Genomic DNA, 14,298 nt, shown 5'->3' on the forward strand with positions numbered 1-14,298 from the left:
CAGCAAAAGGAGACGGATTCCCACGAAAAACGACCGCCCACTGGGCGGTCGTTTTTCTCGGAATGACGGGGGTTGTGCACTTTGCGTATTTTGCAACAGGCCCTTTTTTCTTTATCCCTCCAGCAGCTCCAGGGTCCCCTGAGCGGCGATACTCTGGCGGATAGCTGCCCGGAGAGGCAGCACGGCGGTGGGAGAAACGCTGAGCTCGTCGATGCCCATGGCCAGGAACGTGGGCAGCAGTCTCAGGTCGGCTCCCAGCTCCCCACAGATGCCGATCCAGATGCCGGCGGCGTGGGCCGCGTCGGCGGCCAGCTTCAGGGCCCGCAGGACGGCTGGGTGGTGGGGATCGTAAAACTTGCCCAGGTCGTTGCACTGACGGTCGCAGGCCAGCACATACTGGGTCAGATCGTTGGTGCCCACCGAGAAAAAGTCCACCAGCTGAGCCAGCTCAGGGGCCATGAACACAGCGGCGGGAGTTTCGATCATGATGCCCAGCTCCGTATCCCGGTTGAAGGGGATCCCCTCGTCGGTCAGCTCCTCCATCACCTTCTGGCAGGCCCGGCGGCACTCCTTCACCTCCCACACGGAGGTGATCATGGGGAACATGATGGCCACCTTGCCATAGGCGGAGGCCCGGTAGAGGGCCCGCAGCTGGGTGCGGAATACCTCCGGCCGGTTCAGGCAGATGCGGATGGCCCGCAGACCCATGGCCGGATTTTCCTCCTTGCTCAGGTTGAAATAATCCACCTGCTTGTCGGCTCCGATATCCAGGGTACGGATGATGACCCGCTTGCCGTTCATGGCGGAGGCCGCCGCCTTATAGGCCTGGAACTGCGCCTCCTCGTCAGGATAGTCGCTGGCAGCCAAATAGAGGAACTCGGAACGGAACAGACCGATACCCTGGCCGTCGTTGGCCAGCACAGCGTCCACGTCCTCAGGAGAACCGATGTTGCAGTAAAGCTTGACGTGCTTGCCGTCCAGGGTAACGTCCTCCTGGCCCACCATGGCCCGCAGCAGTTCCTGCCGCTGGGCCTGCTGGGCCTGGCGGGTCTCCAGACTCTGAAGGGTCTCCGGATCGGGATCAAAGATCACCTGACCGGTCTCCCCCACGATAAAGGCCTCTTTCCCGTGACAGCTCTCGTCAAGGGCGGTCCCCAGACCACACACGGCGGGGATACCCATGGTACGGGCCAGGATGGCGGTGTGGCTGTTGCCCGAGCCCCGCTGGGTGGCGATGGCCAGGATCTTGCTCTTATCCAGCTGAATGGTCTCCGAGGGCGCCAGGTCATCAGCGGCCAGGATCACCGGCCCGGCCGAGTCGATGCCTCCCTCCGCCACACCCATGAGGATGTTCAGCAGCCGGCCGGTCACATCCTTCACATCGGCGGCCCGCTCCTGCATATAAGGGTCGTCCATCCCGGCCAGCATGGCGGAAAATTGCTCTCCCGCCTGCTGGACGGCGTACTCCGCGTTATAGCCCTGGTCCACCAGCTCGTCCATGGCACCGGTATAGTCCTCGTCCTCCAGGAACATGGCGTGGGTCTCAAACAGCAGGGCGGCGGACTCTCCCGCCTGGGCGCGGGCCAGCTCGGCCATCTCCTGGAGCTGGCTTCCAGCCCGCTCCCTGGCCTGGGCCAGCCTCTCCCGCTCTCCGGCCACGTCCTCGGTCTGCCGCGGCTCCACTACCGCCTGCCGGCGGCTGTAAAAGTAGATGGTCCCCCGCTGGATGCCCTTGGAAACTCCCTGTCCGTGTAAAATGTTCATGCTGCCACCCCTTCTCTGTCCGTGCCCACCGTCTTACAGGTTGTCCCGGAAGAACTGCTCCATGGCGGCGATGGCCTCCTCCTCGGCGGGGCCCTCGGCGGCCACCACCACCTGGTCGCCGCCCTTGACCCCCAGGCTCATCAGCTTCATCAGCTGGGTGCTCTTGGCGGTCTTGTCCCCCTTGGACACGGTGATCTCGGTACCGGCAAAGGCCTTGGCGGCCTTCACCAGCAGGCCGGCGGGACGGGCATGGATACCCACGGGATCGGTAATGGTATAGGTAAACGACTTCATAAGTAACACTCCTTCAAATATATAATGGTTATTTCAGCAGCAGGACAGATTCGTAGGGCCGCAGGGTCCAGCTCTGGGCCGGGGCGCTGTCGGGGTAGTTGGACAGCAGTACCCGGTAGCCCTCCAGGTTCACCGGGCTGTCCCACCGGGTCTCCTTGGGATAGAAATTGCTGACGCACACCAGGCTCTCCCCCTGGTAGGCCCGCCGGTAGGCCAGCACCGCCGGGTGCTCCGGGGTGAGGGGGGCGAACTCTCCCAGAGCGATGACGTCGTGCTCCTTCCGCAGCCGGATCAGGGCCTGGTAGTGAGCGAAAATGGAGTCGGGATCCCCCACCTGGGCGGCGGCGTTGATCTCCGCCGCGTTGGGATTCACCGAGATCCAGGGCTCCCCGGAGCTAAAGCCTCCCTTGGGGGTGCCGTCCCACTGCATAGGGGTGCGGCTGTTGTCCCGGGAGTGGACCTTCAGGATATTGTACACGCTCTCCTCGCTCATACCCTTGTCCCGGAGGATGCGGAAGTGGTTCAGGCTCTCCACGTCCCGGTACTGGTCCAGCCGGGTGAAGTTGGCGTTGGTCATGCCCAGCTCCTCCCCCTGGTAGATGTAGGGGGTGCCACGCATGGCGTGGACGATGTTGGCCAGCATTTTGGCCGACTGCTTCCAATACTTCCCCTCATCCCCAAACCGGGAGACCACCCGGGGCTGGTCATGGTTGCACCAGAACACCGCGTTCCAGGCCCCGTGGGCGGCCATGCCCTCCTGCCAGGAAAAGAGGATCTCCTTCAGCTTGCCGAAATCGGCGGGCACCAGCACCCACTTGTCGTTGCCCATGAAGTCTACCTTCAGGTGGTGGAAGGAGAACACCATGGACAGCTCCCTGCCATCCGCCCCGGCGTACCGGAAGCAGTTCTCCATGGAGGTGGAGGACATCTCCCCCACCGTCACGATCTCCGGATCCCGGCCAAAGCTCTGCAGGTTCAGTTCCCGGAGGAATTCGTGGATCCGGGGCCCATCGGTGTAGAACCGGCGGCCGTCCCCCTGGAAATCGTCGGCGTACTCCCCCTTGCTGATCAGGTTGACCACGTCGAACCGGAAGCCCTTCACCCCCTTGTTCATCCAGAAGCGGACGATATCCTGGACCTCCCGGCGGACAGCGGGATTCTCCCAGTTCAGGTCGGCCTGGGTCCTGTCAAACAGATGGAGATAGTATTGCCCCAGCTGGGGCACATATGCCCAGGCATTGCCCCCGAACTTGCTCTCCCAGTTGGTGGGGGGAGTACCGTCGGCCTTGCCGGGGCGGAAGATGTAGTAGTCCTGGTAGGTCTTGTCCCCCGCCAGGGCCTTCTGGAACCACTGGTGCTCGGTGGAGGTGTGGTTGAACACCATGTCCAGCATGACCCCGATGCCACGCTGGGCGGCCTGGTCCACCAGCGCCTCAAAATCGGCCATGGTGCCGTACCGGGGATCGATGGCCCGGTAGTCGGCCACGTCGTAGCCGTTGTCGTTCTGGGGAGAGACGAAGAAGGGGGTCAGCCAGATATAGTCCACCCCCAGCTCCCGGAGGTAATCCAGCTTTTGGATCACGCCGGGGAGATCCCCCAGGCCGTCCCCATTGGTGTCCAGAAAGGATTTGGGATAGATCTGATAGACAACGCTGTGTTTAAAATCCTTCATACGCGCACCTCACTGACAGGTGATGACGGTAGTCTGACCGGCCGCCGCCTCCAGACCGGACCGGAAGGAGAAGGTAAAGTCGCCGGGCTCGGTGACCACAAAGGCGGTGGTGGTGGGGTGGCCGGCCTGACGGATCTTCTCCGGATCAAAGGTGATGAGCCTGTCCCCCAGGCGCACCCGGTCCCCCTCATGGACGTGGAGCTGGAAGCCCTCCCCGTTCATGGACACGGTGTCCATGCCCACGTGGATGAGCAGCTCCACCCCATTGTCCAGCTGAATGCCGCAGGCGTGCTTGCTGTCCTCCATGACGGAGCAGACGGTGCCGTCGGCGGGGGCCAGCACTTCATTCCCGGTGGGCTGGATGCCTACACCCTCCCCCAGCACGCCCTGGGAGAATACCTGGTCGGGGATCTCCTCCAGGGGAATGATCTTCCCGGTGATGGGGGACTTGATCTCCCCGTCGGCGGCGGCGGAAATGGGCTGGGGCTCAGCCTCAGGCCGGGCCTCCACGGCCTCCCCCTGGAGGGCAGCGGTATCCAGCTTGCGCTTGCCCACCACAAAGGTCAGTACAAAGGGGATGACGATGGCGGCAGCCATGGCCAGCAGGAAGGTGACCCAGAACTGAGGCTTGATGGACAGGATACCGGGCAGGCCGCCCACGCCGATGGAATAGGCCTCCACGCCGGTACCAATGGAGATGACGGCGGCCACCGAGGAGCCGATCATGCCGCACACCAGGGGGAAGCCATACTTCATGTTCACGCCGAAGAGAGCGGGCTCGGTGACCCCCAGGTAGCAGGAGATGCAGGCGGGGATGTTCACCTGCTGGGCCCGCTGGTTCTTCTTCTGGAGCATCGACATGGCCAGCACGGCGGAGCCCTGGGCGATGTTGGACAGGGCGATCATGGGCCAGAGGATGGTGCCCTCATACAGGTTGACCAGCTGACTGTCGATGGCGTTGGTCATGTGATGCAGGCCGGTCATGACGATGGGGGCGTACAGCAGGCCGAACACGGCGGCGAACAGCCAGCGGACGTTGGAGGTCAGGCCCATGTACACCACGCTGGCGATGGCGTCGCCGATCTTCCAGCCGATGGGCCCCACCACGGTGTGGGCCACGATGACAGCGGGCACCAGGGACAGGAAGGGCACCACGATCATGCTCACCACTTCGGGGCAGATCTTCTTGAAAAACTTCTCCAGGTACACCAGCACGAAGCCCGCCAGCATGGCGGCAATGACCTGGCCCTGGTAGCCGATCATCTGGACCTGGGCAAAGCCGAAATCCCACACGGGGATCTGCTCGGCGGTAGCCACCGAGAAGCCGTTGAGCAGCTGGGGGGATACCAGGGTCAGGCCCAGAATGATGCCCAGGATCTGGGTGGTGCCCATCTTCTTGGTGATGGACCACACGATGCCCACCGGCAGCATATGGAACACCGCCTCACCGATGAGCCACAGGAAGTTGTACACCCCCGCCCAGAACTGGGACACATCGGACAGACTCATGGTGCCGTCGGCAAAGAAGTTGATCTCACCGATGATGTTGCGGAAGCCCAGGATCAGACCGCCGCAGATGAGGGCGGGGATGATGGGGGCGAAGATCTCCCCCAGGGTGCCCACGATCCGCTGGGCCAGGGACTGGTTGGTTTTGGCGGCGGCCTTCACCGCGTCCTTGCTCACCCCTTCGATGCCGGCATAGGCGGTGAACTCGTTGTAGAAGATGGCCACATCGTTTCCGATGATCACCTGGAACTGGCCGGCCTGGGTGAAGGTGCCCTTGACGGCGGGGATGGCCTCGATCCGGGCGGTGTCCGCCTTGGCGGGCTCCACCAGCACGAACCGCATCCGGGTCATACAGTGGGATACCGCCCGGATGTTCTCCTTGCCGCCGACGTACTGGAGCAGGGCCTGTACGTCCGCTTGATACTTGGACATGAACATTCTCCTTTATCGGTGTATTTTTCCTGTTTTCCGGAGGCTGGCCCCGGCTGCTTTGTGATGATTCAACAATACTATACTTGTTTAAACAAGTCAACTCTGGAAAATGGATAAAGATATCCTCCTGTTTTTAGGCACCTCTCCGATTCGACGATTCCGCTCTGAAATCCGTTGACATACCCCCTGGGGTGTGGTATAGTAAGTCAATTCCGAGTTGTTTAAACAAGGTGGGATGGCCATGCCCCGTCAGAAGTTTATGGAGATCTATGCCGTGCTGAAAACCCGGGTGGAGTCGGGGGCCTACCCGGTGGGCCAGATGCTGCCCTCGGAGAATACCCTGATCCAGGAGTTCGACTGCTCCCGCAACACGGTGCGCCGGGCCATCTCTGAGCTGGTGCGGGACGGCTACGTCCAGACCCACCAGGGCCTGGGGGTATGCAGCATCTTCCAGCCCATTGAGCAGTCCTCCTACACCATGGGCACCATCGAGTCCTTCCGGGAAACCGCCCTGCGCACCGGCCAGCACAGCGGTACCAAGGTGGTCTCCTTCTCCCGCTGTACGGCGGACCAGGCCATTTCCCGTCAGACCGGCTTCGCGGAGGGCACCCAGTTGTTCTCCCTGTGCCGGCTCCACGACCTGGACGGGGTCCCCATCATCCTGAACCTGAGCTACCTGCGGGTGGACTGTATGCCCGGTCTGACGGCGGAGATCGCCGGGGGCTCCCTTTACCGCTACCTGGAGGAGGAGCTTGGCATGACCATCGTCACCAGCAAACGCACTCTGACGGTGGAAATGGCCACCGAACAGGACAGCCGGTGGATCGACCTGGCCCCCTACAACTGTGTGGCGGTAGTGACCAACCAGGTGTACAACAGCCAGGGCGTCCTCTTTGAGTATACCCAATCCCGCCACCATCCCCGAATCTTCCGGTTCCAGGACAACGCCGTACGCCGTCCCTCCGCCAAAACTCCAGTGGGCGTATAGCGTATCCTCCGTAAAATAACATACAAAACAACAGGAGGGCCTGCCACGCTATGCGGCAGGCCCTCCATTTCATCCGCCTCACAAATCCGGCGGCGGGCTATTCGTACCAGATACTGAACTGCGCCTGTCCCAGCTGGGCCTGGACCAGGGGCTGGTGCTGCTGGCTCAGGCCCAGCTCGATCAGCCAGGGGCAATCCAACAGAGGGGTCAGATCCGTGATGCTGTTCCCCCGGAGATCCAGCCGCCGCAGGGCGGGCAGCGTGGGGAGAAAGGACAGCTCCCGCAGGCCGGTCTCTCCCAGATTGAGCACCTGCAGGGACTCCAGCTGGGCCAGGGTGTCCACCGCCCCGCCGGGCAGCTCCCCCACGATCAGGTGGGCCAGATTGGGGCAATCCTCCAGCGGGGTGAAGTCACTCACCCAGGTGGAGCGCACGTTCAGGGACTGGAAGGCGCACCCCCGAAAAACCTCCAGAGAGGTGATGCCGGCGGCCTCCAGCACCAGCCGCTGGAGCTGGGGCAGCTCAGCCAGCACCGAAGCGTCGCGGATGGGATTTTGCCCCAGGTCCACCACCCTCAGCCCCTGACAGCCGGCCAATGGGCTCAGATTGGAGATCTCGTTGCCCGTCAGGCTGAGATATTCCAGAGGAAGCCCCTCCAGAGGCGAAAGATCGGTTATTTCCTGATAGTCCAAAACCAGCACCCGCAGATTGGATCATTGCTGGAGCAGCGCCAGGTCCTCGTCCCCGATATCCCCGTGGGCGGTCTCCACCATGTAGCGGTCATGGGCGTCGTTGGCCAGTTCCTCATGCCGCTGGATGGTACCCGTCAGTACCTGGCCGCATACCAGCAGCTGCTCCACCTCTCCCAGCCGCGCCACGGGGATGGGCTCGTCCTCCGCCAGCTCCAGCTCCCCCCGCAGGATCTGATACCCGTAGGACTTGCTGATGCCCACCGCCGAGATCCAGTCCATGGCGGTTACACCCTTCCCGTCCATCAGGCTCCGCAGTTGATGGGACAAGGTAAGGTCCCCCTGAATCTGCTCCAGATAGGTTTTCCCGCTTTCCGGCTCCCGCAGCTTGCGCAGCAATGTGCTGGTGGTCTCCCGCATCTCTCTCCCCCCTTTCTGGTCTCATTATAACGGACTGTCAGAAAAAAGCAAAGCTATTTCGCCCCGCCTCCGCGGCTGTCTTGCCTCATAGTACGTAAAAACCGGGCCTGCCGTAAAATGCGGCAGGCCCGGTCGGGGTTTGTTCAAAGCGGTCATGCGCCGGTGGCCTTGGAGTTGATGGAGGCCCGCTCCTGGGCGATGTTCAGCGCGTGGTCACCGATCCGCTCAAAATCGGTAAGCAGCTCGGAGAAGATGATACAGGCCTCATCGGAACAGATGCCCTTCCGCATCCGCTTGAGCTGGTTACGGCGGTACTCTTCGGTCATATCGTCGATCCGCTGCTCCAGAGAGGACACCTTGGTAAGCCAGGCCATGGGATCCGTGACCTCCTGCTTGAGCACATCCAAAGCCTCCAGGCTGACCTGTTCCATGCGCTTGATCTCATTCTGCGCATCGCTGGAAAAGCGGATGTCCTTATCGTTCATCATCTGGGTGTACTCACAGATATTCATGGCGTGGTCGCCGATGCGCTCGATGTTGCCGGTGATCTTGAAATAGGCGCTGATGGCGGTGGAGTCCTGCTCGTTGGTCTCGTGGACGATGACCTGGGAGATGTACTGGGAGATCTCCTTGTTCAGGAAGTCCAGATAGTCCTCCCGCTCCTCGGCCTCCTCCATGCGCTTCACGTCCACGTCCAGCACCGCCTGGAAGCTGGCGGCGATGTTGTCCCGGGCCATGCCCAGCATCCGGTTGAGCTCCTGACGGAGCTGGGTGACGTACATGGCGGAGAAGCCGATGGGGTGCTCCTGCTTGGTGTGGGTGGGGTTGGGCACCAGGTAGGCCAGGTGCATCCCCTCCTCCCCGCTCTCCCGCTGGTCAGGCAGAATGCGCATGGCCAGCTGGACCAGGGCGCCGCCCAGAGGCAGCAGCAGCAGGGTGGTCACGATGTTGAACAGGGTGTGCATATTGGCGATCTGGGAGGCAGGGAGACCGGGGGTAAGAGACTGCATCAGCTCCACCAGGGGGGTGAAGATGCAGATGGGGGTAAACAGAATGGTGCCGAATACGTTGAACATCAGGTGGATCACCGTGGCCCGCTTGGCGTTGCGGCTGGTGCCGATGGAGGCCAGCACGGCAGTGATACAGGTACCGATGTTCTGGCCGAACAGAACAAATACGGCGCTGTCCAGACCGATCACACCGCTGACCGCCAGGGCCTGCAGAATGCCCACCGAGGCGGAGGAGGACTGGATCAGGGCGGTGAACAGAGCGCCCACCAGGATACCGATCAGGGGGTTGGAGAAGGTGCTGACCACCTCCACGAAGGCGGGCCATTCCCGCAGGGGCTCCATGGAGGAGCTCATCATCTCCATGCCGATGAAGAGCACACCCAGGCCGGCCAGAATGTTACCGTAGTGGTGGATCTGAGGCTTTTTCAGGAATACCACCATAGCCACGCCGGCAAAGGCGAACAGGGGTGCCAGCGCGCCCACGTCCAGGGCGATGAGCTGGCCGGTGATGGTGGTACCGATGTTGGCGCCCATGATGATCCACACGGCCTGCCGCAGGGTCATCATGCCGGAGTTGACAAAGCCCACCACCATGACCGTGGTGGCGGAGGAGGACTGGATCACCGCGGTGATCACCGCGCCCACCAGCACGCCCAGCAGGCGGTTGGCGGTGAGCCGTTCCAGAATGCGCTTCATGCGGTTGCCCGCCGCCGCCTCCAGACCGGAGCTCATCATCTGCATGCCGTAGAGGAAGAGAGCCAGGCCGCCTAACAGCCCCAGGAGGATCGATATATCCACGTTAATATCCCTCATTCATTCTTTTTATTTTATTGTTACGATTTTTTTACCATTCCATGATTTAGTATATCCAATGGAATGGTCACCGTCAATAGGCTTTTTCACGAAGTTTCGACTGGGTTCCGTCCCCTTTCCCACAGGATTTCCAGCGTGTGATTGGGAAAAATCACAGGACTTCAGTTGCCTTTTGTCCCGCTTTCGGCTATACTACCTTTGCAGGTCCCAACCAGTCTGAGAAAAAATGTTTAACTTGCCGAAAAGGAGAATCTATCTATGGAACAACAACCCGCCAAAAAAGCTGGGGGCCCCAAGGGCGGCGCCAGGCTGGCGCTCTGCCTGATCATCACCCTTGTAGTGGGCCTGGTCTATTTTTATGTGGTCCTGCCTCCCATCAACCTGCAGGCCGAGGAGTTTTACACCTTTCTGACCCTGCTGTGCGTGGTCTTTGTGGTGTGCTCCCTGCTCACCTCGGGTATGGATCTCATCAAGGGCAGCCGTTCCCCCAGGGACTACCTGAAGTTCATCAAGGCCCGCTGTCTGCCGGTGGGCGTCCTCTTCCTGATCATCGTGGCCGTCTCCATTGTGGGCGCGGTCATCTCCATGCCCATCTTCCGGGCGGGGGCCTACCGGGATCTGCTCACCGTGGAGACGGGCAATTTCACCCAGGACATCACCGAAATCTCCTTCAATGAGATCCCCACCCTGGACCGCTCCTCCGCCGAGTACCTCAGCGACCGGCAGATGGGCACCCTCAGCGACATGGTCAGCCAGTTCGAGTACTCCTTTGACTCCTCCCAGATCAACTACCAGGGCCGGCCCGTCCGGGTGGCCCCCATCGCCTACGCCGACCTGTTCAAGTGGTTCACCAACCGTGGGGAGGGCCTGCCCGCCTATGTGATGGTGGACATGGTCACCCAGGAGGCCACGGTGGTCCGGCTCGACGAAGGAATGAAGTACTCCTTCTCCGAGCCCCTCAACCGCAATATCGTCCGCCACCTGCGCTTCCATTATCCCACCTATATCTTCGGCACCCCCCAGTTCGAGATCAATGAGGATGGCCATCCCTACTGGATCGCCCCACGGGTGGTCAAGACCATCGGCCTGTTCGGCGGGGCGGACATTCAGGGGGCGGTGCTGGTGGACGCCATCACCGGCCAGTGCACCTACTATGAGCTGGACGATATCCCCAACTGGGTGGATAATGTGTTCACCCCCGAGCTCATCATGGAGCAGTACGACTACCACGGCACCCTGGTCAATGGCTTTATCAACTCCATCTTTGGTCAGCGGGACGTGACCATCACCACCGACGGCTCCAACTACATCGCCCTCAACGACGATGTATATATGTACACCGGCGTTACCTCCGCCAACGCCGATCAGTCCAATCTGGGCTTCCTGCTGTCCAACCAGCGTACCAAGGAGACCAAATTCTATTCCGCCCCCGGCGCCACTGAGGCGGCGGCTGAAAATTCCGCAGAGGGCGTGGTACAGGACCTGAAGTATACCGCCACCTTCCCCCTGCTGCTGAACATCGCCAATGAGCCCACCTACTTCATCCCTCTGAAGGACGCCACCAGCCTGGTAAAGAGCTACGCTATGGTAAACGTGGCCCAGTATCAGATCGTGGCCACCGGCTCCACCGTGTCCCAGTGCGAGCAGAACTATATCCAGATGCTTACCTCCAAGGGCATCGCCTCAGAGGACGAGGTGCCCCGCACAGAGATTTCCGGCACAGTATCCGACATCCGCTCGGCGGTGATGGAGGGCAATTCCTACTACTTCATCCAGCTGGAGGGCGATCCGGTATACTATGCCCTGTCTGCCGCCGAAAACCCCATTGCCGTCATCCTCAACGTGGGGGACAAGGTGACCATCCAGCACACCCCGGCGGTGGAGGGCCAGACCTCCTCCATCCTGGACGGCTCCACCATCACCCTGGACGGGGTGGCCTCCCCCGACCCCATCGTCACTCCCGCCCCCCAGCCGGAGGAGACTCAGGAGCCGGAACCCTCTCCGGCGGCATAATCTTGCAATCTGCGGAGCGCGCCTTCATGGTGCGCTCCCAGTCTGTCGAAAAACCTCCCTCAGAGGAAGCCTCGCAGAGTTCCGTCGCCCGCAGGCGACGGAATAAAATCAAAATCCGTCATTTCCGGGGACATGCGCCTCGGAAATGACACTTCTCATGACGGATAGGGTGACTATTTCGCAAGAAATCGAGCCCTATCCGTCATGCAGCCTCTTGTCGGAAAAGGCCCCTGGCCTTTTCCGACAGCCTCAGAGCGCGCCTTTACGGCGCGCTCCTTGACTTTTTCCGGCCCTGCTCCCACCGGCTCAGCAGCCCCAGAGCCTCCGGGGAGAGAAGGAGGATGGTGCACAGGTTGGGCAGCGCCATCAGGCCGTTGAAGATATCGGCCAGCTCCCATACCGCCCTGACGTCGGCCACGCTTCCCCACACCACTGCCAGCAAAAAGAGGACCCGGTACCCCCGGCGGCCCCGGGGGCTGCCGGTGAGATACTCCAGGCTCCGCTCCCCATAATACCCGCACCCCAGCAGAGAGGTAAAGGCGAACATCAGCAGGCACACCGCCACAAAGATCCCCCCGAAGGGACCCAGCACTGCGGAAAACCCGGCGGCGGACAGGGGGGCTCCCACCATCTGGGGGTCCACCCGGCCGCTGTGGATGGCGGCCAGGGCGGTCTGGGGATCGTATACCCCGGTGGTGAGGATCACCAGGGCGGTGACGGTGCACACCACTCCGGTGGCCAGAAACACCTCAAAGATCCCCCACATTCCCTGTTCCGCCGGTTCCCTGGTATCGGCGGCGGCGTGAGCGATGGCGGAGGTGCCGATGCCCGCCTCGTTGGTGAACACGCCCCGGGCCACCCCATACCGAAGGGCGGCGGCCATGCCATAGCCCGCCCCGCCTCCCAGGACGGCCTTGGGGGCGAAGGCTCCCTCCAGGATCTGGGCCAGGGCTGCGGGGAGGACCTGCCGCCGGCACACCAGCACCACCAGCCCGCCCCCCACGAAGAGCAGGGCCATACAGGGCACCAAGGTTTCACTGACCTTGCCGATCCGTCCCACGCCTCCCACGATCACCAGGCCGGTGAGGAGGGCGGCAATCCCCCCCACCGCCAGTCGATCCCAGCCGAAGGCGGCCCACAGGGCGGTGGAGATGGAGTTGGACTGCACCATGCTGCCGCCCCCCAGGGATGCCCCGATGCAGCACAGGGAAAACAGACTGGCCAGGGTGCGGTTGCCCAGGCCCTGCTCCATATACACCATGGGCCCGCCCCGATATCCCCCCTGTCGGTCCCGCTCCCGATAGCGCACCGCCAGGATCTTCTCCACGCACCCAGTCATCATCCCCAGGAAGGCGGAGATCCACATCCAGAACACCGCCCCCGGCCCGCCGTAAAAGATGGCGGTGGCCACCCCGGCGATGGAGCCGGTGCCGATGGTGGCGGCCAGAGCGGTGGACATGGCCTGGAGCCTGGTGAGCCCTTTGCCCTCCCCCCGCCCTTCCCGTTTTCCCAGGGACCCTATCGTAGCCCGCAGCCACACCGGCAAGCCAAAAAGCTGAAAAAAGCCCGACCGTACCGACAGGTACAGTCCAGTCAGCAAAAACAGTCCCAGTAGCCACGGGTTCCACAACAGATCCCCCAGTTTTTCCAGCGCCATAGCCGCCCACCTCCTTGTCCCACAGGTATGCGCCTGGGTGGACATCCATGCAAAAAAACAGCGCGCCGGCAGGAGAGGCTCTCCCGTCCGGCGCGCCGTCGGCTTACTGCTGTATCTGTCCCAGCTGGAGCTGATCGGCGATCATGGCGATAAACTCCGAGTTGGTGGGTTTTCCTTTGGTGTTGGACACGGTGTAGCCAAAGTATTTCTGCAGGGTTTCCAGGTCTCCCCGGTCCCAGGCCACCTCGATGGCGTGGCGGATGGCCCGCTCCACCCGGGAGGCGGTAGTGCCATACCGCTTGGCCACCTCCGGATAGAGCACCTTGGTCACTCCATTGATCACATCCATGTCCTTGGCGGCAATGATGATGGCCTCCCGCAGGTACTGATAGCCCTTGATGTGGGCGGGCACCCCGATCTCGTGAATGATACCCGTGACCACCGCCTCCAGCTTGGGGCGGCTGTCCAGGTCGGGCTCCTCCCCCGGGACAGCCTGGCTGAGTCCGGCCAGCTGCCGCACCCGCTGGGCCACCGCCGTCAACCGGCAGGGCTTGATCATGTAGTAGTCCGCCCCGGCGGACACCGCCAGCTGGGCCACGCTGCCCCGCATCAGACCAGACAGCACCAGTATCCTTGGCCGTTCCGGCAGCTGATTGACCGCCTCCAGCACCGTCAATCCGTCCGCCCGGTTGAGCACCAGATCCATGATCAACACGTCGGGTGCGGCGGACTCCAGCAGGTCCAGGGCCTCCAGACCGTCCCCGGTCTCTCCTGTTACCTCGATCCCGGCTTCTGTGGTAAGCTGCTCCACCAGGATACGGCGAAATTCCTCGCTGCCGTCCGCCACCAATACCTTAATGTTCTCTTCCACGCTTGACATCCTTTCCCGCGGGTCTCCCCGCGCTATGTTTCCTGCCTGGCCAAGGCTGTTTACCGGTTGGCTATAATTTACCATAATCAGACAGCAAGCGCAAGCGTTTATCTGGTAATTTCTGGCTATTTCTCTTCGACTTCGTTCGACTTTTGCCTGCGTTTTCCTGG

The 14,298-nt window shown here is 62.0% G+C and carries 11 protein-coding genes; 2 read left to right on the forward strand and 9 right to left on the reverse strand.

What is annotated here, in order from left to right; all coding sequences use genetic code 11:
- Positions 1 to 111: 111 nt before the first annotated feature.
- The 4 genes from ptsP to treP are packed head-to-tail and all read right to left on the reverse strand — an operon-like array spanning position 112 to position 5,668.
- Positions 112 to 1,764, reverse strand: coding sequence for a phosphoenolpyruvate--protein phosphotransferase (ptsP, locus tag H6B51_RS00690; RefSeq protein ID WP_204881844.1), 1,653 nt, complete (start codon positions 1,762 to 1,764; stop codon positions 112 to 114).
- A 33-nt stretch (positions 1,765 to 1,797) separates the two neighbouring features.
- Positions 1,798 to 2,058: an HPr family phosphocarrier protein gene (locus tag H6B51_RS00695; protein WP_204881845.1), complete on the reverse strand. Its 261-nt coding sequence runs from the start codon at positions 2,056 to 2,058 to the stop codon at positions 1,798 to 1,800.
- A gap of 28 nt (positions 2,059 to 2,086) precedes the next feature.
- Positions 2,087 to 3,730, reverse strand: coding sequence for an alpha,alpha-phosphotrehalase (treC, locus tag H6B51_RS00700; protein WP_204881846.1), 1,644 nt, complete (start codon positions 3,728 to 3,730; stop codon positions 2,087 to 2,089).
- Positions 3,731 to 3,739: 9 nt separating this feature from the next.
- The gene (treP, locus tag H6B51_RS00705) at positions 3,740 to 5,668 is read right to left on the reverse strand and encodes a PTS system trehalose-specific EIIBC component (protein ID WP_204881847.1); all 1,929 of its coding nucleotides are present in this window, start codon (positions 5,666 to 5,668) and stop codon (positions 3,740 to 3,742) included.
- 241 nt (positions 5,669 to 5,909) lie between these two features.
- On the opposite strand from treP, the gene H6B51_RS00710 reads away from it, so the two are divergent.
- Entirely contained in the window at positions 5,910 to 6,656 is a 747-nt protein-coding gene (locus H6B51_RS00710) for a GntR family transcriptional regulator (protein ID WP_204881848.1), read from the forward strand.
- A gap of 97 nt (positions 6,657 to 6,753) precedes the next feature.
- On the opposite strand, the gene H6B51_RS00715 is transcribed toward H6B51_RS00710, so the two are convergent.
- The 3 genes from H6B51_RS00715 to H6B51_RS00725 all read right to left on the reverse strand — a co-directional run bounded on the left by H6B51_RS00715 (position 6,754) and on the right by H6B51_RS00725 (position 9,587).
- Positions 6,754 to 7,347 carry a leucine-rich repeat domain-containing protein gene (locus tag H6B51_RS00715; protein WP_204881849.1) on the reverse strand — a complete coding sequence of 198 codons (594 nt, stop codon included), beginning with the start codon at positions 7,345 to 7,347 and terminating at the stop codon, positions 6,754 to 6,756.
- A 21-nt stretch (positions 7,348 to 7,368) separates the two neighbouring features.
- Positions 7,369 to 7,764 (reverse strand): hypothetical protein, encoded by a 396-nt coding sequence (locus tag H6B51_RS00720; protein ID WP_204881850.1) that lies wholly within the window; start codon positions 7,762 to 7,764, stop codon positions 7,369 to 7,371.
- Positions 7,765 to 7,916: 152 nt separating this feature from the next.
- The gene (locus H6B51_RS00725) at positions 7,917 to 9,587 is read right to left on the reverse strand and encodes a Na/Pi cotransporter family protein (protein WP_204881851.1); all 1,671 of its coding nucleotides are present in this window, start codon (positions 9,585 to 9,587) and stop codon (positions 7,917 to 7,919) included.
- Between the two features lie 258 nt (positions 9,588 to 9,845).
- Here H6B51_RS00725 and H6B51_RS00730 point away from each other — a divergent pair, with 258 nt between their 5' ends.
- Positions 9,846 to 11,600: a CvpA family protein gene (locus tag H6B51_RS00730; protein WP_243421078.1), complete on the forward strand. Its 1,755-nt coding sequence runs from the start codon at positions 9,846 to 9,848 to the stop codon at positions 11,598 to 11,600.
- A gap of 262 nt (positions 11,601 to 11,862) precedes the next feature.
- Here the strand turns inward: H6B51_RS00730 and H6B51_RS00735 are convergent, their stop codons facing one another.
- The gene (locus tag H6B51_RS00735; RefSeq protein WP_204881852.1) at positions 11,863 to 13,257 is read right to left on the reverse strand and encodes an alanine/glycine:cation symporter family protein; all 1,395 of its coding nucleotides are present in this window, start codon (positions 13,255 to 13,257) and stop codon (positions 11,863 to 11,865) included.
- Between the two features lie 103 nt (positions 13,258 to 13,360).
- The gene (gene spo0A, locus H6B51_RS00740; protein WP_243421079.1) at positions 13,361 to 14,137 is read right to left on the reverse strand and encodes a sporulation transcription factor Spo0A; all 777 of its coding nucleotides are present in this window, start codon (positions 14,135 to 14,137) and stop codon (positions 13,361 to 13,363) included.
- Positions 14,138 to 14,298: the final 161 nt, after the last annotated feature.

Origin of the sequence: Pseudoflavonifractor phocaeensis (assembly GCF_016901955.1) — a bacterium.
Lineage (GTDB): Bacteria > Bacillota > Clostridia > Oscillospirales > Oscillospiraceae > Flavonifractor > Flavonifractor phocaeensis_A.

What these genes read in the sequence shown, in the direction of transcription:
- treC (WP_204881846.1), bottom strand. Translation starts at nt 3,730, where the DNA reads ATGAAGGATTTTAAACACAGCGTTGTCTATCAGATCTATCCCAAATCC.
- H6B51_RS00695 (WP_204881845.1), bottom strand. Translation starts at nt 2,058, where the DNA reads ATGAAGTCGTTTACCTATACCATTACCGATCCCGTGGGTATCCATGCC.
- treP (WP_204881847.1), bottom strand. Translation starts at nt 5,668, where the DNA reads ATGTCCAAGTATCAAGCGGACGTACAGGCCCTGCTCCAGTACGTCGGC.
- H6B51_RS00730 (WP_243421078.1), top strand. Translation starts at nt 9,846, where the DNA reads ATGGAACAACAACCCGCCAAAAAAGCTGGGGGCCCCAAGGGCGGCGCC.
- H6B51_RS00710 (WP_204881848.1), top strand. Translation starts at nt 5,910, where the DNA reads ATGCCCCGTCAGAAGTTTATGGAGATCTATGCCGTGCTGAAAACCCGG.
- ptsP (WP_204881844.1), bottom strand. Translation starts at nt 1,764, where the DNA reads ATGAACATTTTACACGGACAGGGAGTTTCCAAGGGCATCCAGCGGGGG.
- H6B51_RS00720 (WP_204881850.1), bottom strand. Translation starts at nt 7,764, where the DNA reads ATGCGGGAGACCACCAGCACATTGCTGCGCAAGCTGCGGGAGCCGGAA.
- H6B51_RS00735 (WP_204881852.1), bottom strand. Translation starts at nt 13,257, where the DNA reads ATGGCGCTGGAAAAACTGGGGGATCTGTTGTGGAACCCGTGGCTACTG.
- spo0A (WP_243421079.1), bottom strand. Translation starts at nt 14,137, where the DNA reads ATGTCAAGCGTGGAAGAGAACATTAAGGTATTGGTGGCGGACGGCAGC.
- H6B51_RS00725 (WP_204881851.1), bottom strand. Translation starts at nt 9,587, where the DNA reads ATGAGGGATATTAACGTGGATATATCGATCCTCCTGGGGCTGTTAGGC.